Raw genomic sequence first — 23073 nt, 5'->3', positions numbered from 1 at the left:
CATTTGCATGACCGGGCATGTCGATTTCCGACCGGTTTCCGTCTTCGGGTAGCCGATGTGCGGGGGCGACAGCAACAGTCGTTCGCCCCCGATCCATCGCACATCCCTTCGGTCCACCTCAAAAAAGGGATCAGAAGGTGTAGCCGAGCCCGATCGCGCCGAACCACTGGTTGCGACTGCCGGCGATGCTGACCACAGGGCTGTCGGCATAACTGCCCTGCATCCGGGTGTAGGACCCCATCGCATAGATGCCGAGGCCGTGGAGCAGATCGCCGGTGAGCGAATGGCCGACGACCGTGCCGAAGCTCACGTCCTTCCACCCCTTGCCGCCGCTGAATACCGGCAGGCCGCTGCGTGCCGAGCCAGCGGCATCGACGTCGAAATAGGCGCGGGAATAACCGGCGCCGGCATAATCGGCCGAGACCGAAATGCCGACGAACGCCTTGCGGCTGAGTGGCGTGGTATATTCGATCGACGGCGTGATGACGTAGCTGCGATAGACCTTGCCGACATCATGGACATAGGCGACCTTGAGCGAGAGGCTGTCATAATCGCTGGTGATCACACCGGTCTTGGCGATGCCGACATAGCCGCCGGCCTCGAGCGCGATCTTGCGATTGCCCAGTGCCTTGACCTGCGGATCGGTGACGCGGCCGGTGCGGTTGAAGTTGAGGCCGACGATCGGGCCGAACTGAACATCGATGGACGGGCCCGACGGGTTCGGGATCAGATCGACATAGAGTTGGGTGCCGCGCGTCGAGAAGGCGAAGCCGGCGACCTTGCCGCGCGCCGCGACGGCGGGGGCGATGATATAGTCGTTCGACCCTTCATAGCTCGGCATCAGGGCCGCGCCGCCGCCGATGGTGAAGCTGGTGCGGTCGGCATCGGGGGCCTCTTGCTGCGAAGGGCCCTGGGCGGACACCGCCGGTATCTCCTGCGCGAAGGCGGGCGCCGCGGTGAAGCAGGACAAGGTTGCGGCGAGCAGGGCGATACGATTTTGTGCGGTCACAAGCATACTCCAGGAACGGGTCATCAGGGCGGCAAACGCGGCCTGCCGCGCTTTGGGTCCGCCGCCTCGATCCTAAAGCAGGTAAAGCATCCTCACCTGTTGCGCATCGGCATCACCGGAAACGGTGAAACGCGCCGCCTTGAAGCTGGGCGGGCCGAAGGTGATGACCGGGTTGCGCGAGAAGCCGAAACCCTCTTTCGGAATGCCGGCAAAGGTATCGAGCCGGCCATTGCCATTCTCGTCATGGATCACCGCGATGGCGTAATCGCCGCGCGGCAGGCCGTCAAAGGCGATGTCGTGGCGAGTCGCCGGCACCGACCGGGTCACCGCATGCCTGTCGTCGGTGCATTTGGGGAAGTTCGCGGGATCGGCGGTGAGGCAGATGCGGATCAGACCATGCGTCGAGCGCAGCTTCGCCACGTCGAGCGACAGGTCAGAGACCGGCGTCGCGCCCGGCAGCAGCGCCATCGCGACGATCGCCAGGCCCAATCGCCTTCCGACGCGCACGCGCATGGTCGCGGGCGAAATCGCCGACGCCGCGGTCCGTGCCGCAAAGGCGATCCCAGAAGCGGAAATAGAGCCCATAATTCCCCCCATATTGCTCATGGTGGCGCTGATGATGGCTCGCCGTGATGAGCCAGGCCCCCATTCGCCCCCGCCACATGAACGTAGGAAAAACCTCCCACCCCATATGGTTGGTAACCCCCATAACGGTCATCACGGTGAGCACCACCGCGAGCGCGTAGGGGTGGATCGGAATCACGAACACCAGTAGCGGAATTGCCACAGCGCCGGTGATCGCCTCGATCGGGTGAAACGCCATCGCCGCCCAGGCGGTGGGCGGGCGGCTGGCATGATGGACCGCATGCGCGAGGCGGAACGGCCGGGGCAGATGCATCCAGCGATGCGTCCAGTAGAACCAGGCGTCATGCGCGATCAGGTAAAGCAGCACCGAGACCGGCAGATACCAGAGGGGGAAGGCGTGGACGTCGCTGTAGATCCTCGTCCAGCCGCGATTCTGCCAGCCCCAGGCGATGATGCCGGCGGGCGCGCCGTAGATCGCGGCGGAGGCGAGGCTCCACCAGATCTCGCGCCGGATCTGCGGATCGAGCCCGGCGTAAAGGCCGGGATGCTTCGCGCGGGTCGCCAGATCGAAGGCGCCGCTGACGATCAGGTAGCGCACGCCGACGATCAGCGTCATCGCGACGGCGGAGAGCAGGATGGCGAAGGCGATAGTCATCGGCACCGCCTTACACGGCAAAGCCCCGGCTAGACCACCATCGCGGCGCAATCCCGCGCGATACGTTCCAGCGACTCGCGCGATTCGCCGGCGCGGGCCCGCACGCTGAGCGAATGCAGCGCGGAGGCGACGACCACGGCGGACGCGGCCGGGCGCGTGCTGCCCGCCTCCACCAGCAATGCCTCGATACAGCGATCCTCCATGGCGAGGAATCGCGCGAGCACCGCGCGTACCTCCGGATCGGCGGCGGCCTCCGCCGTGGCGGTCCCGACGAGCAGGCACCCCGACGGCCCCTTCTCGCCCGACATATAGCCGTTGATCGCCCCGATCAGCATGCGTTCGACCATCTCGCGCAGCGGCAGGCCGAGCCCGTGCAGCGTGCCGAAGGAACGCTCGACCCGCTCGATCAGCCGAGTCAGCGCGGCGACATAGAGCGCGCGCTTGTCGCCGAACGCGGCATAGAGGCTGGGGCGCGCGAGGCCGGTCGCTTCGGCCAGTTCGTCGAGCGAGGTGCCGGCAAAGCCGTGCGTGCGGAAGCGTTCCGACGCGGCCTTGAGCGCGACATCGGCATCGAAGCTGCGCGGGCGGCCGCGGGGGCGTTCTGACAAATCTGTACCGTTTCGCAAAGAATCATTGACGAACGACTATATTATGCGAAACAGTATAGAAATCAACCAAGGCCCGGGAGGTCCCCATGAAGCTCTATTTCATTCCCTTCGCCTGCTCGCTCGCCACGCGGATCGCGATCGAGGAAGCCGAGCTCGATGCCGAGTTCGTGCAGGTCCTGCCGGGCGGGCGTCTGCCCGACGGGCGGCCTTTCACCACGATCAGCCCGATGGGCTATGTCCCGGCGATGGAGACGATCGGCGGCCTCGCGCTGACCGAGGGGCCGGCGGTGCTGACCTATATCGCCGATCTCGCCGCCGAGGGCGTGCTGGCGCCGGCGCCCTACACCGAGGAGCGTTATCAGATGATGCGCTGGCTCAACTTCATCTCGACCGAGCTGCACAAGGCGGTATTCGTCCCGCTGATGAGCAAGTCGGCGCCCGAAGGTGCCAAAGCCTGGGCGCGCGCGCTGGCGACAAAGCGGCTCGACCTCTTGTCGGCCCATCTCGACGGCGCCGACTATCTGGGGGACAGCTTCAGCGTGGCCGATGCCTATCTGCTGAGTATCCTCAACTGGTGCGAGCATGCCGGCATGCCGATCGCCGACTGGCCGGTGCTGCTCGGCTGGCGGACGCGCATGCGCAAGCGCCCCTCGATCGCGCGGGCGATGGGAGCGGAGATGCCGCTGCTCCAGGCCGCCTGAGCCCGGAGGGACGGCGTCAGCGCTTTTTGGCACCGTCCTTCAGGTCGAGCGGCGAGATCTTCGTTCCTTCGACCATCCAGGCGGTGTCGTTTCCGGTCCCGACCGCGATCGGCTTGCCCATCCAGAGCGACAGATAGACATGGATCTCGGTCGGGTGCGGGTCGAGCAGGTGCGTGACGAAGCCCATGACGGCGTCCTTGGGCTGCGCCACGACGAGGCAGGTCTTGGCGAAATCGCGCGTGGCGGCGACCTTTCCGTCAGCGCCGATATCCACCTCGTGATGGCCACCGAACGGATAGGCGTTCTGCGTGACCATCGGGGTCAGGAGATAGACCGGGATAGTGCCGTCCGGCTGGGGTGGCAGGACCACGCTGTTATAAGGCCGGTCGACGCAGCCCTTGAGCTCCAGGTCCCGCGCGACCTCGAGCGCCGCGATCATGCGTTCGCCCTGGGCCGACAGCGCCTCGCGGGTCGCCGGCACGCGCTCGGCAGCGACCTTGCCGTCCGCATAATCCGCGGCGTAGATCGCATAGGGCTTCGTGCCGTCGAACCCGTAATAGGTGACGGTAAGGGCGTCGCCATGCGGTTCGACGACCCAGCCGCGGATCGCGGCCATGGTCTCGCCCGGCAATTTCTTCGCGACCATCGCGTCGGTGGTATACCAGGCGGCCTGATCGAAGGCGTAAAGCTGCGCGCCGCGCCGGCTCACCGTCTCCAGATCCGCGGTCTTGATCCGCTCCTGCGCCACGGCCGGCGACAGCGTCAGGGCAAGTGCGGCGATGGCGGCCAGGATATTCATGGATGATGTCCCCTCGGCCCCGATCCTAATCCACCATCGCAAAGGGACAAGCGGGCGATTTGCACAGCGAAGCGATTCCGCTACGCAACATCATGCCCGCGCCTCTCTCCTGCGATATCGCGATCATCGGCGCCGGACTGGCGGGCGGGCTGGTGACTCTGGCGCTGAAGAAGCGACGCCCCGATCTCGACATCCGGCTGATCGAGGAATCGGGCCGGATCGGCGGCAACCATCTCTGGTCCTTCTTCGCCAGCGACGTGGCGGAGGGCGACCGCTGGATCGTCGCGCCGCTGATCAGCCACGGCTGGGGGCGATATGACATCGCCTTTCCGGCGCACCGGCGCACGCTGAACACCGCCTATCATTCGATCGACTCCGCACAGCTGGATAGCGTCGTGCGCGCCGCACTGCCGGAAGGCGCGCTGGTGACGGGGCGCAGAGTGATCGAGGCCGGTCCGACCATGGTGGTGCTGGCGGACGGCGAACGCATCGCGGCAGGGGGCGTGATCGATGCCCGGGGGCCGGCCGATCTCGGCCTGCTGGATCTGGGCTGGCAGAAATTCCTGGGCCGCGAGCTCGAACTGGGCGCGGCGCACGACCAGCCGACGCCGCTGGTGATGGATGCGACCGTCGAGCAGATCGACGGATACCGGTTCGTCTATTGCCTGCCCTTCACGGCGACGCGGATGTTCGTCGAGGACACCTATTACAGCGACACCCCCGATCTCGACCGCGCCGCGCTGATCCGGCGCATCGACGGCTATGCGGCGCGGCGCGGCTGGCAGGTCAGACAGGTCCTGCGCGAGGAGACCGGTGTGTTGCCCGTCGCGATGGGCGGCGATTTCGAGGCCTATTGGCGCAGCGGGGGCGCCAGGGTCGCCAAGGCCGGCATGCGCGCCGGGCTGTTCCACCCGACCACCGGCTATTCGCTGCCCGATGCGGTGCGCACCGCATCGCTGATCGCCCGGGCGGCCGACCTGTCGGGCAGCGCGCTGCACGACCTGACCTATGACCTCGCCCGATCGACCTGGCGCCGGCGCGGCTTCTACCGCATGCTCGACAAGATGCTGTTCAGGGCTGCCGAGCCCGCCGAACGCTATCGCATCCTGGAACGCTTCTATCGACTCGATCCTCGTCTTATAGGCCGTTTCTATGCTGGAAAATCGACCCTATCCGACAAGGCCCGTGTCCTGATGGGCAAGCCCCCCGTACCGGTGGGTCGCGCGCTCGAAGCGATCGCCGGTTCCGCCATCCGCCCGGCCGCGCGCCGGAGCCCGGCATGAGCCGTACCGCCATCGTCATCGGCGCCGGGTTCGGCGGGCTCGCGCTTGGTATCCGCCTGCAATCGGCGGGCGTCGAGACGACCATCGTCGAGGCGCGCGACAAGCCCGGCGGGCGCGCTTATGTGTGGGAGAAGGACGGCTTCACCTTCGATGCCGGGCCGACCGTCATCACCGACCCGCCCTGCCTGCAGGAATTATGGGCGCTGACCGGGCGCAGCATGGCGGACGACGTGACGCTCACGCCCGTGCTGCCTTTCTACCGGCTCAACTGGCCCGACGGCACCAGCTTCGACTATACCAATGACGACGCCGTGCTGATGGCGGAGATCGCCAGGCTCAATCCGGAGGATGTCGCCGGCTATCGCAAGTTCCTCGACTATTCGGCCGGCGTTTTCCACGAAGGCTATGAGAAGCTCGGCCATGTCGCGTTCCTCGACTTCGCGTCGATGATCAAGGCGGCGCCGGCGCTGGCGAAATACCAGGCCTGGCGATCGGTCTATTCGATCGTGTCGAGCTTCGTGAAGGACGAGCATCTGCGCCAGGCGCTGAGCTTCCACACCTTGCTCGTCGGCGGCAACCCGATGACGACCAGCGCGATCTACGCGCTGATCCACAAGCTGGAGCGCGACGGCGGGGTGTGGTTCGCCAGGGGCGGGACCAACCGGCTGATCGCCGGCATGGTCACGCATTTCGAGCGGCTGGGCGGGGTACTGCGCCTGAACGATCCGGTGACCAGCATCGAGACCCTGGGCGACAAGGCGACCGGCGTGGTCACGGCGTCGGGCTGGGAAGGCACCGCCGACATGGTCGCGTGCAACGGCGACGTCGTCCATATCTATCGCGACCTGCTGAAATCCTCGCGCAGCGCGCAACGCACGGTGCCCAAGCTCGAGCGCAAGCGCTTCTCGCCGTCGCTGTTCGTGGTGCATTTCGGGATCAAGGGCACCTGGCCCGGCATCCCGCACCACATGATCCTTTTCGGCCCGCGCTACAAAGGCCTGTTGACCGACCTGTACGAGACCGGCGTGCTGCCCGAGGATTTCTCGCTCTATCTCCACCACCCGACCGTGACCGATCCGAGCCTGGCACCAGAGGGTCATTCGACCTTCTATGCGCTGGCACCGGTGCCGCATCTCGGCAAATTCCCGGTCGACTGGGCCGAGATCGGGCCGATCCTGGAGAAGCGCATCCTCGATGAGATCGGGCGGCGGCTGATCCCCGATATCCATGAGCGGATCGTGACCAAATTCCATTACGCGCCGAGCGATTTCGCGACTGACCTGAACGCGCATCTCGGCAGCGCCTTCAGCCTGGAGCCGATCCTGACGCAGAGCGCCTGGTTCCGGGTGCATAATCGCGACGACGAGATTCCGAACCTCTATTTCGTCGGCGCGGGCACGCATCCGGGCGCGGGGATTCCAGGGGTCGTCGGCAGCGCCAAGGCGACGGCGGCGTTGATGCTGGAGGGACCACGGTGAGTCGTGCGTGCCCCTGTTGCGGCCATCTGACCTTGAAGGAATCAGGCGCGTACGAGATCTGCGGCGTCTGCTTCTGGGAAGACGATGGACAAACGGCGTCGACCGCCGACGACAGTCACGGAGGACCCAACGGTTCACTCACCCTGACAATGGCTCAAGAAAATTATCGGGCCTTCGGTGCCAGCGATAGACGATACATCGTCAACGTGCGCCTGCCGTCCGCATCGGAGATCGCATGAAACGCCTTGCCGTTTATTGCGGATCGGCCAGCCCAGCCGATCCGGTTTACATCGAGTCCGCCCGCGCCGTCGGCCGCACGCTTGCCGAGCGCGGGATCGGCGTCGTCTATGGTGGCGGGCGGCTCGGGCTGATGGGGGCGATCGCCGATAGTGCGCTGGAGGCGGGCGGCGAGGTGATCGGGATCATCCCGACCGCGCTGGTGACCGCCGAGGTTGCGCATCGCGGGCTGACCGAGCTGCAGGTCGTCGACACGATGCACCAGCGCAAACAGGCCTTCACCGACCTGTCCGACGGCTTCATCAACCTGCCCGGCGGAACGGGCACGATGGACGAGTTGTGGGAAGCGCTGAGCTGGGCGCAGATCGGCTATCACGCCAAGCCGGTCGGGCTGCTCAACGTGGCGGGCTATTACGACCATCTCATCGCCTTTTACGAAAAGATGGGCGAAGTCGGTTTCCTGCGGCCGCAGCATCAGAACATCCTGCTGATCGACGACACGCTCGACGGGCTGCTCGCGAAGATGGCCGATCACACGCCGATCGAGACGATCACCAAGATGCGCGCCAAGGACCTGTGATTCCCGCATCCCCTCCGTTCGTATCGAGCGAAGTCGAGCAGCCCGTCCCTGACCAGGGTGTCTCGACTTCGCTCGATACGAACGGAGGGAAGGGGATTTCACGGTGACGACCGGTAACCTCCCCACACGCGACGCGATCGTCGCGACGGCGGCGGAATCGATCGCACGGGGATCGAAGAGCTTCGCGGCGGCGAGCCGGCTGTTCGACCGCAAGACGCGCGAACGCGCCTGGCTGCTCTATGCCTGGTGCCGCAAATGCGACGACATCGCCGACGGCCAGGACCATGGGCACGGCATGACGATCGTCGAGGATGCGCCGGCGCGGCTGGCGCGGATCTCGGCGATGACCGAGGCGACGCTCGCCGGCGACTGGGTCGGCGACCCGGCATTCGACGCGCTGCGCATCGTCGCGGCCGAGACGAACATGCCGCGACGCTTCGCGCGCGACCTGATCGCGGGATTCGCGCTCGATGCGGAGGACTGGCGGCCGCGCAGCGAGGATGACCTCTACAAATATTGCTATCATGTCGCCGGCGCGGTCGGCTGCATGATGGCGGTGGCGATGGGCGTGTCGCCCGATGACGACGCGACGCTCGACCGCGCCTGCGACCTCGGCATTGCCTTCCAGCTCGCCAATATCGCGCGCGACGTGGAGGAGGATGACCGGGTCGGGCGCTGTTATCTGCCCGAGGACTGGCTGGTCGAGATGGACATCCCGCCGGGCCAGCATATGAAGCCGCCCTTCCGCCAGCGGCTCGCGGTGCTGGCCAAAAGGCTCGCCGCACGCGCCGCCGACTATGAAACGAGCGCGCGGGCGGGGACCCCGGCGCTGCCCTTCCGATCCGCCTGGGCGGTGCTGGCGGCGGCGGGCATCTATGGCGCGATCGGGCGTGCGGTGGCCGAGCGCGGCGAACATGCCTGGGACCACCGCGTCACCACCTCGACCAGCGCCAAGATCGCGATGATCGCGCGGGCGGCGCGCGAGGCGACCCAGCGGCGGACGCTCTATCCGCCCCTGCCCCGCGACCCGAATTTGTGGACAAGGCCGCGCTGACGCTTCAGCCGAGCAACGGCTCCCCCGGATAGGGCTTGCGGTGCGCCCATATGCCGATCGCGCCGCCCACGATGGGCAGGGTCACCGCGCAGGCCTGCATCCACAGCGGGTGGGGCAGGGTGATGATGGTCGCGATATTGTCGGCGAGCACGACGAACGAGACGATCCATCCCGCGACGCGCCAGTCGCTGACACGAAGCGCGAGCCACGCCCCGGCCAGCGCGCCGACCAGCCAGCCCGCCACTACGACCAGCTTGGCGAAAACCGGCATGCCGCGGACGATCTCGGCCAACGCAGCGGAGTCGGCACTGTCCAGTTCGGACACTGGATACAGATAGCCCGTCACCCACAGCACCAGCAGTGCCGCGATCACGCCAAGAATAATGCCTAGAATCCTGCGCATCGCCCGCCCCGCCGCGTGTGACGGTCACCGTAGCAGCGACGCCTGAAAGCGGAAGGGCTTCAGCCGCCCCGGCGTTGCGGATTGGCCTGGACGAGTTGCGGGCGGTTGGAGCGGCATGCGGCGCTGATGACCGGGTAATCGATGTCGCTGTTGCGCTGGAGCATGGCGGGCATCGCGGCCTGGCATTGCGCGACCGAGGCATAACGCACGGGCACAACGCGCGCCTCCGCGCATTGAGTCGAACCGTCCGCGCAGCCCATGATCGCCATGACGAAGTAGAACGGTTCCATGCTTCGGCTCCCAGTCAAGGCATCAATCGACGAAGCGAGACTCTTGTTCCGTGAAATGCTTTCGATTGGAGGCAGCGTGCCTATATTGGCGACAATGCCCCCCATGACCGAACCGACCCGCATCGAGCGCCCGCTGATTCCGACACTCCGGCGCTTCCTGCCCTATCTGTGGCCGGCCGATGCCCCGATGTTGCGGCTGCGCATCGTCATCGCGCTGCTCCTCGTGCTCGCCTCGAAACTGGTGCAGGTTTATGGCGCGCCCTTCGCGCTGCAGGGCGCGATCGACGGCATGGGCGCGGGCGACCGCAGCGCGACCACGCTGATCCTGCTGCTGGTGATCGGCTATGCCGCCGCGCGCTTCGGATCGGTGGTGTTCGACAATCTGCGCAACGCCGTATTCGAGCGGGTCGGGCAGGAAGCGACGCGCCGGCTGGCGGCGGCGGTGTTCCGGCATCTCCACCAATTGTCGCTGCGCTTCCATCTCGAACGGCGCACCGGCGCCGTCACCAAGGTGGTCGAGCGCGGCACCAAGAGCATCGACACGATGCTCTATTTCCTGCTGTTCAACATCGCGCCGACGGTGCTCGAGCTGAGCCTGGTGCTCGGCATCTTCTGGACCAAATTCGGGCCCGGGCTGGTCGTCGGCACCCTGGTGATGGTCGCGGCGTACATCGTCTTCACCCGGTTCGTGACGGACTGGCGCGCGGCGCTGCGCTCCCGGATGAACGATCTCGACACCGGGGCCGTGGCACATGCGGTGGATTCGCTGCTGAATTTCGAGACGGTCAAATATTTCGGCGCCGAGGAACGCGAGGCCAGGCGCTATGACGAAGGCATCGCCGCCTATGCCAGTGCCGCGGTGATCAGCGAGAATTCGCTGGCCTGGCTGAATATCGGCCAGGCGCTCATCACCAATCTGATGATGGCGGGCGGCATGGCGCTGGTCGTGTGGGGCTGGAGCGAGGGGCGCTATACCGCCGGCAACGTCGTGCTGGTCAGCACGCTGCTCGCCCAGCTGTTCCGCCCGCTCGACCTGCTCGGCATGGTCTATCGCACGATCCGCCAGGGCGTGATCGACATGGGCGCGATGTTCGACCTGATCGACACGCCGTCGGAAGTGACCGATGCGCCGGGCGCCAAGCCGATGGTCGTCGGCGCCGGGCATGTGCGGTTCGAGGGTGTGCGCTTCGGCTATGATGCCGGGCAGCCGATCCTGAGGGGCATCGACCTGGACATTCCCGCCGGGCACACCCTGGCAGTGGTCGGGCCGTCAGGCGCGGGCAAATCGACGCTCGCGCGGCTGATGTACCGCTTCTACGACCTGACGGGCGGACGCATCACCATCGACGGGCAGGATATCGCGCAGGTGACGCAGGATTCGCTGCGCGCGGCGATCGGCATCGTCCCGCAGGACACGGTGCTGTTCAACGACACGATCGGCTACAATATCGCTTATGGCCGCGAAGGGGCGAGCCAGGAGGATATCGAACGCGCGGCGCGCGGCGCGGCGATCGCCGAGTTCATCGAGCGCCAGCCTTTGGGCTATGCGACCCGGGTCGGCGAGCGCGGACTGAAGCTGTCGGGCGGCGAGAAGCAGCGCGTGGCGATCGCCCGCACCCTGCTCAAGAACCCGCCGATCCTGATCCTCGACGAGGCGACCAGCGCGCTCGACAGCCGCACCGAAGCGGAGATTCAGGCGACGCTGGAGGATATCGGGCGGGGCCGATCCACGATCGTCATCGCGCACCGACTGTCGACCGTGGTCCATGCCGACGAGATCGTCGTGCTGGAGGCGGGACGCGTGGTCGAGCGCGGCAGCCATGCGGCGTTGCTGCGCAGGGACGGGCTCTATGCGGAGATGTGGAACCGCCAGGCGCAGGAACGCGAAGAGGGTGCACTGGCAGCCGAGTAAGGCTCAGGCCAGCGGTTCGGCCAGCAGATCCTGCCACTCCGGATGCCGTTCGATATAGGCCTTCACGAACTTGCAGACCGGCCGCACTTTCAGCCCGCGGGCGCGCACCTGAGCCAGCGCGCCCGAGATCAGCCGGCTGGCCACGCCATGCCCCTCCAGCGCCGGCGGGACGATGGTGTGGGTGAAGGTGATGACATCGCCGTCCAGCGTGTATTCGCTGAAGGAGAGATGGCGATGGACCACCAGCTCGAAGCGGTGGGCAGCGATATTGTCGCGAACTTCCTCGGTCATGCACACCCGCTAACAGGAAAGCACCGGGCTAGGCCAGCCACCTCGCACCACATATCCCAAGGTGCCGCATGGCTTTTTGAAGCGGCGGGATTATGTGAGGCAGCGTGAACGATCCGCTTCCCGTCCTGCAATCCACTTTCGGCTTTCCCGAGTTCCGCGGCGTCCAGCGCCAGGTGGTCGACCGCGTGCTGGCCGGGCAAAATACGCTCGCGGTGATGCCGACCGGTGCGGGCAAGTCGCTCTGCTATCAATTGCCGGCGGTGATGCTCGACGGCACCTGCGTCATCGTCTCGCCGTTGATCGCACTGATGCACGATCAGCTGCGCGCGGCGGAAGCGATCGGCATTCGCGCCGCGACCCTGACCTCGGTCGACACCAACCAGATGGAGACGATCGGCCGGTTCCGCGCAGGCGAGCTCGACCTGCTCTATGTCGCGCCCGAGCGGGCGTCGGGCGAGAGCTTCCGCAATCTGCTCGGCCAGGCGCGGCTGGCGCTGTTCGCGATCGACGAAGCGCATTGCGTGTCCGAATGGGGGCATGATTTCCGGCCCGATTATCGCCTGCTGCGGCCGTTGTTCGATCATTTCCCCGATGTGCCGCGACTCGCGCTGACCGCGACCGCCGATGCGCATACCCGCGCCGACATCCTCGAACAGCTCGGCATCCCGCGCGACGGCATGATCGTCGCCGGGTTCGACCGGCCCAACATCCGCTATCTGATCTCGCCCAAGGACAACACGACCCGGCAGATCGCCGATGTGATTGCCGAGCAGCCCGGCCCGGGCATCGTCTACGCCCAGACGCGCAAGGCGGTCGAACAGCTCGCCGAGAAGCTGGCGGCGACGGGCAGGTCGACCCGGCCCTATCATGCCGGCCTCGAACCGCATGTCCGCGCGCGCAACCAGGCTGATTTCGTCGCGTCCGAGGACATGGTGATGGTCGCCACGGTGGCGTTCGGCATGGGCATCGACAAGCCCGACGTCCGCTTCGTCGCGCATGCCGGGCTGCCCAAATCGATCGAGGCCTATTATCAGGAGACCGGCCGCGCCGGGCGCGACGGTGACCCGGCCATCGCGCATCTGTTCTGGGGGGCGGAGGATTTCGCCAAGGCGCGCCAGCGGATTTCCGAAGTGGAGCCGCATCGCCAGTCGGGCGAGCGCACCCGGCTGACCGCTTTGGGTGCGCTGGTCGAGACGGCGGGGTGCCGGCGGCGCATCCTGCTCAAGCATTTCGGCGACGAGTCGCCCGAGACCTGCGGCAATTGCGACAATTGCCTGAATCCGCCGAGCGCGGTGAATGCCACCGAGGTCGCGGTCAAATTCCTCTCCGCCGTGTTCCGCACCGGGCAGAGCTTCGGCGTGGGGTATATCGAAAGCATCCTGACCGGCCAGTCGAGCGAGCGCAGCCTGATGAACGGGCATGAGGCGCTGAAGGTGTTCGGTATCGCGTCGAGCCCCGAGGAAGCCGCGCTGATCAAGCCGGTCGCACGCGCGCTGCTGCTGCGCGATGCGTTGCGGGCGAATGATTTCGGCGGGCTCGAATTCGGGCCCGAGGCGCGGGCGATCCTGAAGGGCGAGTCCGAGGTGGCGCTGATCCTGCCGCCCAGGCGCGAGCGGCGAGGACGGCGCGGCGCGAATGCTGTGGCCAATCCGGTCGGCGATCCGCTGTTCGAAGCATTGCGGGCGAAGCGCCGCGAGCTGGCGCAGGAGGGGCAAGTGCCTCCTTATGTCATCTTCCACGATTCGGTGCTGCGCGAGATGGCGACGACCAAGCCGGGCAATCTCTCCGCGCTGGGACGGATTTCGGGGGTCGGGCAACGCAAGCTCGAAGCCTATGGCGATGCGTTTCTCAGTGTGATCCGTGATGGGGCGTGACGCAAAGCCCCTCTGCTTTTAGGAGAGGGGTTGGGGCGAGGTTGACCCATTTGCCGGCATCCGACCGGTAGCTGAGTCGCCCTCACCCTCCCATGCTGCGCATGGGCCCCTCCCTCTCCCGCTGGGAGAGGGGTTTTTATGAAGGTTCGGCATGCACATTCGCCCTATCGACGATTCGATCTCCGTCTCCCCCCAGATCACGCCCGAGGACGTGGCGGAGATCGCCGCGGCCGGCTTCACCGCGATCGTCAACAACCGGCCCGATGACGAGGAAGGCGGCCAGCCCGAAGGCGAGGCGATCCGCGCCGCGGCCGAGGCGGCCGGCCTGTCCTATACCGCGATCCCGATCACCCATGCCGGCTTCTCGGGCAACCAGGTCGATGCGATGGTCGCGGCGCTCGAAGGCGCGGACGGGCCGGTGCTGGCTTATTGCCGCTCGGGCACGCGCTCCTGCAATCTCTGGGCGCTGGCGCGCGCGAAGATGGGCGACAACCCCGATCGACTGATGTCGAAGGCCGCGGCCACGGGATACGACCTTACCGGCATCCAGCCCCTGCTCGACACGCTGGCGGGCGGCAGGTGAACTGGGTCCAGCTCGCCGGGTCGATCGTGGCGATCCTGGCGCTGGCCGGGGTCGCGCGGTGGCTGCGGCTGGGCGAAAGCCGGATCGCCAGCGCGGCCGAGGCGCGCGAGATCGCCGAGGACATGCTGGTGGGTTTCTATGCGCATGCCGCGCTGGTCAGCCAGGATGGCGGCGCGGCGATCGTCGCGGGCAATGGCGCGATCGCGGTGCTGAAGCGGCACGGCGCGCGCGTCGCGGCGCGGCGGCTGCTTGCACCGCTGTCGATCGGACCGGCGATCGAGGGCGTCACGGTCAGGACGGGCGAGCGGCTGTTCGGCGACGTGACCCTGCTCGGCGTGCTGGAATCGGATGTACGTGGGCTGGAAGCGTCGCTGACAAGAGTGTAAGCAGTCTGCATGACGCTGCCGAATCCCGTCGATTATGCGGTTCCGGCCTTTGTCCTGCTGGTGCTGGCCGAGATGCTGGTCGCCTGGGCGAAGGACCGCAAACGCTATGAGCCGAAGGACACGCTGACCTCGCTCGCGCTCGGCACGGGCAGCACCGTGGCGGGGGTGCTGACCGGCGGTTTCGTCTATACGCTGGCGGTGTGGCTGTCGCAGTACCGGCTCTTCGACATCGGCTATGCCTGGTACTGGTTCGTCCTGTGCTTCGTGATCGACGATTTCGCTTATTATGTGTTCCACCGGTCGGCGCACCGGGTGCGGTGGTTCTGGGCGAGCCATGTCATCCACCATTCGAGCCAGCATTATAATCTGTCGACGGCGCTGCGGCAGACCTGGACCGGCTTCATCTCGATCGGCTTCATCTTCCGGCTGCCGCTGTTCCTGATCGGCTTCCCGCCGGCGATGGTGTTCTTCGTGGGTGGGATCAACCTGATCTACCAGTTCTGGATCCACACCGAAGTGATCCACCGCATGCCGCGCTGGTTCGAAGCGGTGATGAACACGCCGTCGCACCACCGCGTCCATCACGCGACCAACCCGCGCTATCTCGACAAGAATTATGCCGGGGTGTTCATCGTGTGGGACAAATGGCTCGGTACCTACGAGCCCGAGCGCGACGACGACCGGCCGCGGTACGGCATCGTCAAGAATCTGGGCAGCTTCAACCTGGTCTGGGCGGCGTTCCACGAATGGGTGGGCATCGCCAGGGACGTGTGGGCGGCACCCGGGCTGCGCGCCAAGCTCGGCTATATCGTGCAGCCGCCGGGCTGGAGCCATGATGGCAGCCGCGACACGTCCGAAACAATCAAACAACGCTGGCTCGAAAAAGAGCAGGCACGAGAGGGGGTCGCGTGGAAGAAGCCGACATCGTCGTCATCGGGGGCGGATCGGGCGGAGCGGCAGCAGCCGGCCGGCTGAGCGAGGATGGGCGCTTCAGCGTTGCCCTGCTCGAGGCGGGAGGGCCCAACACCGGGTTCCGTACGCGAATCCCGGGCTTCATCGCTTTCCAGACGCCCAAGACCAACTGGCAGTTCGAGACGGTGCCCCAGGCCGGGCTGAACGGCAGGCGCGGATACCAGCCGCGCGGGCGCGGTCTCGGCGGGTCGAGCGCGATCAATGCGATGCTCTATCTGCGCGGCAACAAATGGGATTACGACAATTGGGCGGCGATGGGCTGCCCCGGCTGGTCCTATGACGAGGTGCTGCCGGTCTTCAGGCGCAGCGAGAGCAATGAGCGCGGCGCCGATGCCTGGCATGGCGCGGACGGGCCGCTGCATGTCAGCGACCAGTGCGATCCGCATCCGGGATCGATCGAATTCGTCGAGGCGGCGCGGCAGCTGCAGATCCCGATCAACGAGGATTTCAACGGTGCCCGGCAGGACGGCGTCGGCGTCTATCAGGTGACGCAGAAGGGCGGCGAACGCTGGAGCTCGTCGCGCGCCTATGTCGAGAGCGCGGCCGGACGGACCAACCTGCAGGTGCTGACCGAGGTAACCGTCGAGCGGATATTGTTCGACGAAGGCCGCGCCAGCGGCGTCGCCTATGTGCAGAACGGTCAGGCCAAGGTGATCCGCGCCCGCCGCGCGGTGGTGCTGGCGGGCGGGGTGTTCGGCACGCCGCAATTGCTGATGCTGTCGGGCATCGGGCCGGGCGAGCATTTGCGCGAGCAGGGCATTGCCGTGCGCATCGACCGGCCGATGGTCGGCGCGAACCTGCAGGACCATGTCGATTATGTCGCCGGGTTCGAGGTGAAGGGCAGCTATTTCATCGGCCAGTCGCTCAAGGGCACGCTCAAGTCCATGGGCGCGATCCTGCAGTGGATGCGGCACCGGCGGGGCGCGATGACCACGCCCTATGCCGAGACGGGCGGCTTCCTGACGGTCGACCCCACTTCCCCCGCGCCCGACATCCAGCTGCATTTCGTGCCGGTGGTGCTGGAGGATCATGGGCGGACCAAGGTGAGGAGCCACGGCTTTTCCTGCCATGTCTGCGTGCTGCGGCCGGAGAGCCATGGCACCGTCCGGCTCCAGTCGATCGATGCACGCGCCGCGCCGCTGATCGACCCCGCCTTTCTCAGCGACAGGCGCGATGTCGAGCTGCTGAAGAAGGGCGTGCGGGCGATGTACCGCATCCTCGAGACGCCGCCGCTCGCCGATCACAAGGGCCGCGACCGCTATCCGATCGACCTGAACGACGACGATGCGCTGGAGCGGCTGATCCGCGCCCGGGCCGACACCATCTATCACCCGGTCGGCACCGCGCGGATGGGATCGGACGATCTGGCGGTGTGCGACCCGACGCTGCGCGTGCGCGGCGTGGAGGGACTCTATGTCGCCGATGCCTCGATCATGCCCAAGCTGATCTCCGGCAACACCAATGCGCCGTCGATCATGATCGGCGAGCGCTGCGCCGATTTCGTGAAGGCCGATCTCGCGGGCTGACACCATTCATAACGCGCGCGTTCAGCATTTCGCGTGTAGCGCCGCCCGATGGACAGAAAGACCCTCAACCGCGTCGGCCTGGCGGCCGCGATCCTGCTCGTGCCGGGCGGCTTCATCCTGGGCGCGACCCTGGCCGCACGGCGCTATCGCAAGCAGCAGGGTGAGGGCGACGTCGCCTCCGAACCCGCGGATACCCATGAGGAAGAAACGCCTCCCGCTTCCTGACATAAAAAAGGGCCGGTGCGTTGCCGCACCGGCCTGAGGTCGTCCGCAGGAGGAACGAGAGGGGGGGCCGGCCCTATGACCGGCCCCGAACTTGTCAGTAGTTGTAGGCGCGCTCGCCATGCTCGCTGATGTCCAGGCCTTCGGCCTCGACATCTTCGCTCGGGCGAAGGCCGATGGTGTATTTGAGCAGCGTGAACAGGGCGAAGGACACGCCCCCGGACCAGACCAGGGTGATCAGGATCGCCTTGAGCTGCGTGATCATCTGCGCGCCCATGTCGTACTTGCCGGCAACCGCTGGCATGACGGTGTAGTCGAACCAGCCCTGACCGCCGAGGTTCGGATCGGCCATGATGCCGGTCGCCAGCGCGCCGACGATACCGCCGATGCAGTGGACGCCGAACACGTCGAGCGAGTCGTCATATTTCAGCGCGTTCTTCACGGTCGTCACGAACAGGAAGCAGATCGGCGAGACGACGAGGCCGAGGATGATCGACGTCATCGGCGCGCCGAAGCCCGAGGCCGGGGTGATCGCGACGAGGCCGGCGACGGCGCCCGTTGCCGCACCGAGGAGCGACGGTTTCTTGTGGACAATCTGCTCGATCACGGCCCAGGAAACGGCCGCGGCGGCAGTGGCGACGAAGGTGTTGATGAAGGCGACGCCCGTGACGCCGTTGGCTTCGAGGTTGGAGCCTGCGTTGAAGCCGAACCAGCCGACCCACAGCAGCGAGGCACCGATCATGGTCATGGTCAGCGAGTGCGGCGGCATCGGCTCTTTCTTGTAGCCGAGACGCTTGCCGATCACGAGGCAGCCCATCAGGCCGGCGATACCGGCGTTGATGTGCACCACGGTGCCGCCGGCGAAGTCGAGCGCGCCGATCCCGTAGAGATAGCCGAAGTCACCCGGCTGCTTGGGCAGGAAGTCCGGGCCGGCCCAGTACCAGACCATGTGGGCGATCGGGAAATAGACGATCGTCAGCCATGCAACCACGAAGATGATCAGCGGCGTGAACTTCACGCGTTCCGCGAACGCACCGACGATCAGCGCCGGCGTGATGCAGGCAAAGGTCATCTGGAAGCAGATATAGGCATATTCCGGGATATAGACCCCGTTCGAGAAGGTCGCCGCCAGGGTGGTGGCATCGACGCCCTTCAGGAAGAGCTTGGAGAAGCCGCCGACGAACGGCGCGGTCGCGCCCGAACCGGCGGTGAAGGCCATCGAATAGCCCCAGCAAACCCAGACGAGCGACGCGACGCAGACGATCATCAGGACCTGCATCAGCACCGACAGCATGTTCTTGGTGCGGACCAGGCCGCCATAGAAGAGCGCGAGGCCGGGCACCGACATCATCAGCACCAGCACCGACGAGGTGAGCATCCAGGCGGTATCGCCCTTGTTGGGTGCCGGCGGTGCGGCCGCTGCGGCATCCTGCGCCCAGGCAGGAAGAGCGGCGAAGAGCGCCGCCCCGAGACCGGCCCCGAGACCGGCGATGCCGGCGTATTTCAATGCATGCTTCATCACTGCCCCCTTACTCACAGCGCGGTTTCATCGGTTTCGCCGGTGCGGATGCGCACCGCCTGGCCGACATCGAGAACGAAGATCTTGCCGTCGCCGATCGCGCCGGTGTTGGCCGATGCCTGGATCGCCTCGACGACCTTGCCGGCGAGGTCCGCCGCGCAGACGATCTCGATCTTGATCTTGGGCACCATGTTGGTGCTGTACTCGGCCCCCCGGTAGATCTCGGTCTGGCCCTTCTGTCGGCCAAAGCCCTTCACTTCCGTCACGGTCATGCCCGCGACGCCGATCTCGGTAAGGGCCTCGCGGACCTCGTCGAGCTTGAATGGCTTGATGATGGCAATGATGAGTTTCACCGGCGCCCCCCTTGTGAGAATTGTCCCGGGGGAACATCAGCAATGGTCGTGCCAGAGTCGAAAACACGCGTTTCCGCGCCATTTTCTGAAAGGAAATGTTACCCGCAGGTAAATTTTTGTGCAGCCGCTAACGGCTGCCCAAGAATCAGGCAGTATCCGACAGGATTTTGCGGGCGGCCGCCAGATCCTCGTCATCGACCATCACGCGGACGGGAATGAACAGATAGCTGCCGTCCGCGATGCTCGCATTGCCGTCGAGCGCGAGTGCATCGATCCCTTCCGAATCGAGCCGGCCGATCACGATATGGGCTTCGTTGCGGTTGAAGCGGCCCAACTCTACCAACGCCACTATTGAGCGGCCCGGGTCGGATTGCGGACGGGCAGGCCGTCGATGCTGTGGGTGCGCCGGGCATATTTGCCGAACCGCTCCTCATCGCTCGACTTCGCATGATATTTGCTGAGCGTCTCGCGCTCGCGCTCGAAGCGCATATGCGGCACGCCCCAGCCGCAGCTGGTCTGCACCTGGTCGATCGCCACCTCGAAGATCTGGCGGGTGCCCGGGAGCAAGGTGAAATGCGCCGCCAGCACGGCCCAGCGATCGTCCTGCGGCAGGACCGGCACGCCCCGGCCATAGATACGGAAGATCAGCGCGGGGCTCTCGAAGGCGCAGAACATGATGGTGATGCGGCCGTCGGCGAGGAGATGCGCGTTGGTCTCGTTGCCCGAGCCGGCGACGTCGAGATACGCGACACGTTTGTCGTCCAGCACCCGGAAACAGTCCATGCCCTTCGGGCTGAGGTTGACCCGAGCCCCCTCGGCAGCTGTGGCGACGAAGAACACCGGCTGGCGCGCGAGAAAGGCGCGGTGGTCGTCGGTGAGGGCATCGAAGAACTCGGCCATGGGCGGTCCGTACCACAGCCGTTGCCGGTTCGGGAGGGGCGCGAGAAAGGAATATGTTCACGCGAAGACGCAAAGACGCGAAGAGGAACCCGATGGGCGCTCGTCCGCGACGGCACATCTTCGCGCCTTCGCGTGAAACGCCCTTCTTTCCAACGCGCGCCTGGGAAAGCTTGGAAGCTCAGACCTTGCGTGGCACCCGTGGCCGGCCAAGCGGGCATTCGAGCGCGTCGCGGTCCCAGCCGGCCAGGTCGGCGGCGGCATCATAGGTCGACTGGCAGAAAGCGAGCAGCGCCGCGTCGGGATCGGCGGCGGTGCGGACTGCGTCATAGGACAGGAGGAACTCGCCCATCTCGCTGCTGTAGACGGCTTCGGACGGTTCGACCCTGGCATCGCCATAGCCGGCGGGCGCCGGATAGGCATAGGCGTAGAAGGAGGCGTGCGGCCAGGCGTCGCTGCCGGGCCAGAAACCGACGCTCGATTCCTCATGGCTGTAGGCTTCGCACGTCACATCGTCAGGCAGGCCGGGCAAACCGCCGGGATGACGCGGCGCATCGCGGCCGGAGAAACGGGTCGAGGCGAGATCAAAGCTGCCCCAGAAGAAATGAGTCGGGCTGGCCTTGCCGAGGAAGCCGGTGCGGAACTGGCCGAACACCCGCTGCGCCTGGATCAGCGCACGCCAGAAGCGGCGCGCGGCCTCCCCATCATAAGGGCGATGCTCGCGATCCTCGGCGAAAGGCAGGGCGCCCGGCATCTCGCTGGGCGTGCCGTCGAACGACGTCGTGACGCCAAGGTCCCGGAGCGCCTCCACCACGGCAGCGTGGAAATCGGCGATGCTGCCGGCCGCGAGCGGAACGGTCTTCACGCCGCCGTCGCTGGCGGCGAAGACGACCCGGTCAGCGATCAGGTCGAAATCGATCTGCAGGATGCGGTCGCCGCACGGGATGGCCGAACTGCCCAAGCCGCGCGCGGTGACGTAGAGCGGGACGTGCCAGCTATGGTTGAGCCACGGCGTCAGCGCGAGGCGGACCTTGCCGATGATCTGGGTGCGAAGCTGGAGCCCGATCGCGGTCTCGCGCCACGAGAGCCAGTCGAGTTCAGGCCAGCCAGACATCATCTCTTCCTTGTTTCATCATCCCTCGCGCGGAGGGACGAAGATCACACCGCCGTGCCGCCCACCGTCAGCCCGCTGACCAGCAGGGTCGGCTGGCCGACGCCGGCGGGTACGCTCTGGCCGCCCTTGCCGCACATGCCGACGCCTTCGTCGAGCGCGAAGTCGTTGCCGATGCCGGTGACCTTGGTCAGCACGCTGGGGCCGTCGCCGATCAGCGTCGCGCCCTTGATCGGGGCGCCGAGCCTGCCATTCTCGATCTTGTACGCCTCGGTGCAGGAGAAGACGAACTTGCCCGAGACGATATCGACCTGGCCGCCGCCGAAGCTCTTGGCGAAGATGCCGTTCTTGACCCGCGAGAGGAGCTCGGCGGGATCGTCCTTGCCGGCGCGCATGAAGGTGTTGGTCATGCGGGGCATCGGAGCATGCGCGAAGCTTTCGCGGCGGCCATTGCCGGTCGGGGCGACGCCCATCAGCCGCGCATTGAGCCGGTCCTGGATATAGCCGCGCAGGATGCCGTCCTCGATCAGCACATTTTCCTGAGTCGGCGTGCCTTCGTCATCGATCGACAGCGAGCCGCGCCGGTCCGCGATCGAGCCGTCGTCGATCACCGTTACGCCCGGCGCCGCGACGCGCTCGCCGATCCGGCCGGAAAAGGCGCTGGTGCCCTTGCGGTTGAAATCGCCTTCGAGCCCGTGCCCGATCGCTTCATGCAGCAGGATGCCGGGCCAGCCCGGGCCAAGCAGCACGGTCATGTCGCCGGCGGGCGCAGCGACCGAATCGAGATTGACCACGGCCTGGGCCAGCGCCTCGTCGATCGCCCGGTTCCACGTCTCGGGCTGCATCAGCGTGTCGTAGAGATAGCGACCGCCAAGCCCGAAATTGCCTGTCTCGCGCCGGCCATTCTGCTCGACCACGATCGAGACGTTGAGACGGACGAGCGGGCGGATGTCAGTCGCGACGAAGCCATCGGCGCGGACGATCTCGACCACGCTCCAGCTTCCGGACAGCGATACCGAGACCTGCGCCACGCGCGGATCGCGCGCGCGGGCGGCGGCGTCGATCGTCTGGCAGAGATTCACCTTGTCGGCGAAGGGGATGAGATCGAGCGGATCGGCATCGGTATAAAGATGGCGGTTGGTCGCGCGCGGCGGCGGGGCCTTGGCCGCGGCGGACGGATCGATCAGCGCCATCGTCTCGGCGGCACGGCCGATCGCGGCGGCGCTCAGTTCATTGGCATGGGCGAAGGCCGTGGTCTCGCCCGAGACGGCGCGCAGGCCGAAGCCGGAATGCGTGTCGTAGCTGGCGGTCTTCAGCCGGCCGTCGTCGAAGCCGAACGCTTCCGACTTGCGATACTGGAGATAGAGCTCCCCGTCATCGGCCCTGGCGAGCGCCGACGCGGTCAGGCGTTGCGCCTCCGCGGGATCGAGCTGGCCATCGTGATAGAGGAACGAGCGGGGGTCTGTAAGGCTGGTCATGCCCGCCAATATAGGCAGGTCAGACGCTGGCGCCAGCCGGATGATCGGGAAGCGTCGACTGATCGACACCATCGGCGGGCCCGCCGATCAGCACGAAGCGGCGGTCGCAATAGCCGCAATCGACATAGCCATGCTCGTCGATCTCGAGGAACACGCGCGGATGGCCGAGCGCGGCGCCGCCGGGAATGTCGGTCGCGCCGTCACAGGCGACACGGCGATGGGAGACGCGGAGGGTTTCGGGCGGGGCGATCATGAGGTGGCGCGATA

General features: G+C 66.4%; 28 protein-coding genes. 13 read left to right on the top strand and 15 right to left on the bottom strand.

The features are described from left to right. Positions 1-130: 130 nt before the first annotated feature. From ACZ1I5_RS21710 to ACZ1I5_RS21695, 4 genes are all read right to left on the bottom strand, one after another. A complete protein-coding gene (locus tag ACZ1I5_RS21710; RefSeq protein ID WP_465171305.1) occupies positions 131-1009 on the bottom strand; it encodes a MipA/OmpV family protein in 879 nt (292 codons plus the stop codon). Between the two features lie 72 nt (positions 1010-1081). Beyond that, entirely contained in the window at positions 1082-1477 is a 396-nt protein-coding gene (locus ACZ1I5_RS21705; protein ID WP_465171304.1) for a DUF2141 domain-containing protein, read from the bottom strand. Next, positions 1443-2249, bottom strand: coding sequence for a sterol desaturase family protein (locus tag ACZ1I5_RS21700; protein ID WP_465171303.1), 807 nt, complete (start codon positions 2247-2249; stop codon positions 1443-1445). The genes ACZ1I5_RS21705 and ACZ1I5_RS21700 overlap by 35 nt, the downstream gene beginning before the upstream one ends. A 29-nt stretch (positions 2250-2278) precedes the next feature. After that, complete coding sequence (locus ACZ1I5_RS21695) at positions 2279-2857, bottom strand: TetR/AcrR family transcriptional regulator (RefSeq protein WP_465171302.1); 579 nt, start codon at positions 2855-2857, stop codon at positions 2279-2281. 86 nt (positions 2858-2943) lie between these two features. On the opposite strand from ACZ1I5_RS21695, the gene ACZ1I5_RS21690 reads away from it, so the two are divergent. After that, positions 2944-3558, top strand: coding sequence for a glutathione binding-like protein (locus tag ACZ1I5_RS21690; RefSeq protein ID WP_465171301.1), 615 nt, complete (start codon positions 2944-2946; stop codon positions 3556-3558). Positions 3559-3574: 16 nt separating this feature from the next. Here ACZ1I5_RS21690 and ACZ1I5_RS21685 read toward each other — a convergent pair whose 3' ends face one another. After that, positions 3575-4357 (bottom strand): hypothetical protein, encoded by a 783-nt coding sequence (locus ACZ1I5_RS21685; RefSeq protein ID WP_465171300.1) that lies wholly within the window; start codon positions 4355-4357, stop codon positions 3575-3577. A gap of 92 nt (positions 4358-4449) precedes the next feature. Here ACZ1I5_RS21685 and crtY point away from each other — a divergent pair, with 92 nt between their 5' ends. The 5 genes from crtY (at position 4450) to ACZ1I5_RS21660 (ending at position 8989) form a co-directional block, all read left to right on the top strand. After that, complete coding sequence (gene crtY, locus ACZ1I5_RS21680; protein ID WP_465174023.1) at positions 4450-5640, top strand: lycopene beta-cyclase CrtY; 1191 nt, start codon at positions 4450-4452, stop codon at positions 5638-5640. Continuing rightward, entirely contained in the window at positions 5637-7118 is a 1482-nt protein-coding gene (locus tag ACZ1I5_RS21675) for a phytoene desaturase (protein WP_465171299.1), read from the top strand. Before crtY ends, ACZ1I5_RS21675 begins: the two co-directional genes overlap by 4 nt. Next, positions 7115-7357 carry a CPCC family cysteine-rich protein gene (locus ACZ1I5_RS21670; protein WP_465171298.1) on the top strand — a complete coding sequence of 81 codons (243 nt, stop codon included), beginning with the start codon at positions 7115-7117 and terminating at the stop codon, positions 7355-7357. Before ACZ1I5_RS21675 ends, ACZ1I5_RS21670 begins: the two co-directional genes overlap by 4 nt. Then, on the top strand, positions 7354-7935 hold the full coding sequence (locus ACZ1I5_RS21665; RefSeq protein ID WP_465171297.1) for an LOG family protein: 582 nt from the start codon (positions 7354-7356) through the stop codon (positions 7933-7935). The genes ACZ1I5_RS21670 and ACZ1I5_RS21665 overlap by 4 nt, the downstream gene beginning before the upstream one ends. A gap of 103 nt (positions 7936-8038) precedes the next feature. Then, positions 8039-8989, top strand: a complete 951-nt coding sequence (locus ACZ1I5_RS21660) for a phytoene/squalene synthase family protein (RefSeq protein WP_465171296.1) — start codon at positions 8039-8041, stop codon at positions 8987-8989. 4 nt (positions 8990-8993) lie between these two features. On the opposite strand, the gene ACZ1I5_RS21655 is transcribed toward ACZ1I5_RS21660, so the two are convergent. Both ACZ1I5_RS21655 and ACZ1I5_RS21650 read right to left on the bottom strand, forming a co-directional pair. After that, positions 8994-9392, bottom strand: a complete 399-nt coding sequence (locus ACZ1I5_RS21655) for a hypothetical protein (RefSeq protein ID WP_465171295.1) — start codon at positions 9390-9392, stop codon at positions 8994-8996. A 59-nt stretch (positions 9393-9451) separates the two neighbouring features. Then, positions 9452-9682 carry a hypothetical protein gene (locus ACZ1I5_RS21650; protein WP_465171294.1) on the bottom strand — a complete coding sequence of 77 codons (231 nt, stop codon included), beginning with the start codon at positions 9680-9682 and terminating at the stop codon, positions 9452-9454. A gap of 94 nt (positions 9683-9776) precedes the next feature. Between ACZ1I5_RS21650 and ACZ1I5_RS21645 the strand changes: the two genes are divergently transcribed. Further along, on the top strand, positions 9777-11594 hold the full coding sequence (locus ACZ1I5_RS21645) for an ABCB family ABC transporter ATP-binding protein/permease (protein WP_465171293.1): 1818 nt from the start codon (positions 9777-9779) through the stop codon (positions 11592-11594). Between the two features lie 3 nt (positions 11595-11597). Here the strand turns inward: ACZ1I5_RS21645 and ACZ1I5_RS21640 are convergent, their stop codons facing one another. Further along, the gene (locus tag ACZ1I5_RS21640; protein ID WP_465171292.1) at positions 11598-11885 is read right to left on the bottom strand and encodes a GNAT family N-acetyltransferase; all 288 of its coding nucleotides are present in this window, start codon (positions 11883-11885) and stop codon (positions 11598-11600) included. Between the two features lie 104 nt (positions 11886-11989). On the opposite strand from ACZ1I5_RS21640, the gene recQ reads away from it, so the two are divergent. From recQ to ACZ1I5_RS21610, 6 genes are all read left to right on the top strand, one after another. Further along, positions 11990-13759 (top strand): DNA helicase RecQ, encoded by a 1770-nt coding sequence (gene recQ / locus ACZ1I5_RS21635; RefSeq protein ID WP_465171291.1) that lies wholly within the window; start codon positions 11990-11992, stop codon positions 13757-13759. A 151-nt stretch (positions 13760-13910) separates the two neighbouring features. Further along, entirely contained in the window at positions 13911-14342 is a 432-nt protein-coding gene (locus ACZ1I5_RS21630; protein WP_465171290.1) for a protein tyrosine phosphatase family protein, read from the top strand. After that, complete coding sequence (locus tag ACZ1I5_RS21625; protein ID WP_465171289.1) at positions 14339-14728, top strand: hypothetical protein; 390 nt, start codon at positions 14339-14341, stop codon at positions 14726-14728. Before ACZ1I5_RS21630 ends, ACZ1I5_RS21625 begins: the two co-directional genes overlap by 4 nt. Before the next feature lie 9 nt (positions 14729-14737). Further along, positions 14738-15703: a sterol desaturase family protein gene (locus ACZ1I5_RS21620; protein ID WP_465171288.1), complete on the top strand. Its 966-nt coding sequence runs from the start codon at positions 14738-14740 to the stop codon at positions 15701-15703. Then, entirely contained in the window at positions 15637-17226 is a 1590-nt protein-coding gene (locus ACZ1I5_RS21615; RefSeq protein ID WP_465171287.1) for a GMC family oxidoreductase, read from the top strand. Before ACZ1I5_RS21620 ends, ACZ1I5_RS21615 begins: the two co-directional genes overlap by 67 nt. A gap of 48 nt (positions 17227-17274) precedes the next feature. Beyond that, the gene (locus ACZ1I5_RS21610; protein WP_465171286.1) at positions 17275-17451 is read left to right on the top strand and encodes a hypothetical protein; all 177 of its coding nucleotides are present in this window, start codon (positions 17275-17277) and stop codon (positions 17449-17451) included. A gap of 94 nt (positions 17452-17545) precedes the next feature. On the opposite strand, the gene ACZ1I5_RS21605 is transcribed toward ACZ1I5_RS21610, so the two are convergent. From ACZ1I5_RS21605 to ACZ1I5_RS21575, 7 genes are all read right to left on the bottom strand, one after another. Beyond that, positions 17546-18967 (bottom strand): ammonium transporter, encoded by a 1422-nt coding sequence (locus tag ACZ1I5_RS21605; RefSeq protein WP_465171285.1) that lies wholly within the window; start codon positions 18965-18967, stop codon positions 17546-17548. A 14-nt stretch (positions 18968-18981) separates the two neighbouring features. Beyond that, complete coding sequence (locus tag ACZ1I5_RS21600; RefSeq protein ID WP_372856643.1) at positions 18982-19320, bottom strand: P-II family nitrogen regulator; 339 nt, start codon at positions 19318-19320, stop codon at positions 18982-18984. A gap of 145 nt (positions 19321-19465) precedes the next feature. Beyond that, on the bottom strand, positions 19466-19669 hold the full coding sequence (locus ACZ1I5_RS21595) for a putative signal transducing protein (RefSeq protein ID WP_465171284.1): 204 nt from the start codon (positions 19667-19669) through the stop codon (positions 19466-19468). After that, complete coding sequence (locus ACZ1I5_RS21590) at positions 19669-20220, bottom strand: pyridoxamine 5'-phosphate oxidase family protein (protein WP_465171283.1); 552 nt, start codon at positions 20218-20220, stop codon at positions 19669-19671. The genes ACZ1I5_RS21595 and ACZ1I5_RS21590 overlap by 1 nt, the downstream gene beginning before the upstream one ends. Positions 20221-20398: 178 nt before the next feature. Continuing rightward, complete coding sequence (locus tag ACZ1I5_RS21585; RefSeq protein WP_465171282.1) at positions 20399-21331, bottom strand: DUF5996 family protein; 933 nt, start codon at positions 21329-21331, stop codon at positions 20399-20401. A gap of 44 nt (positions 21332-21375) precedes the next feature. Beyond that, positions 21376-22806: a metalloprotease TldD gene (tldD, locus tag ACZ1I5_RS21580; protein ID WP_465171281.1), complete on the bottom strand. Its 1431-nt coding sequence runs from the start codon at positions 22804-22806 to the stop codon at positions 21376-21378. A gap of 19 nt (positions 22807-22825) precedes the next feature. After that, complete coding sequence (locus ACZ1I5_RS21575) at positions 22826-23059, bottom strand: zinc-finger domain-containing protein (protein ID WP_299904562.1); 234 nt, start codon at positions 23057-23059, stop codon at positions 22826-22828. Positions 23060-23073: the final 14 nt, after the last annotated feature.

The sequence above is a fragment of the Sphingomonas sp. BL-S-30 genome, from assembly GCF_055521475.1.
The sequence above is the reverse complement of the archived record's forward strand: the minus strand, read 5'-3'. Positions and strand labels throughout refer to the sequence as shown.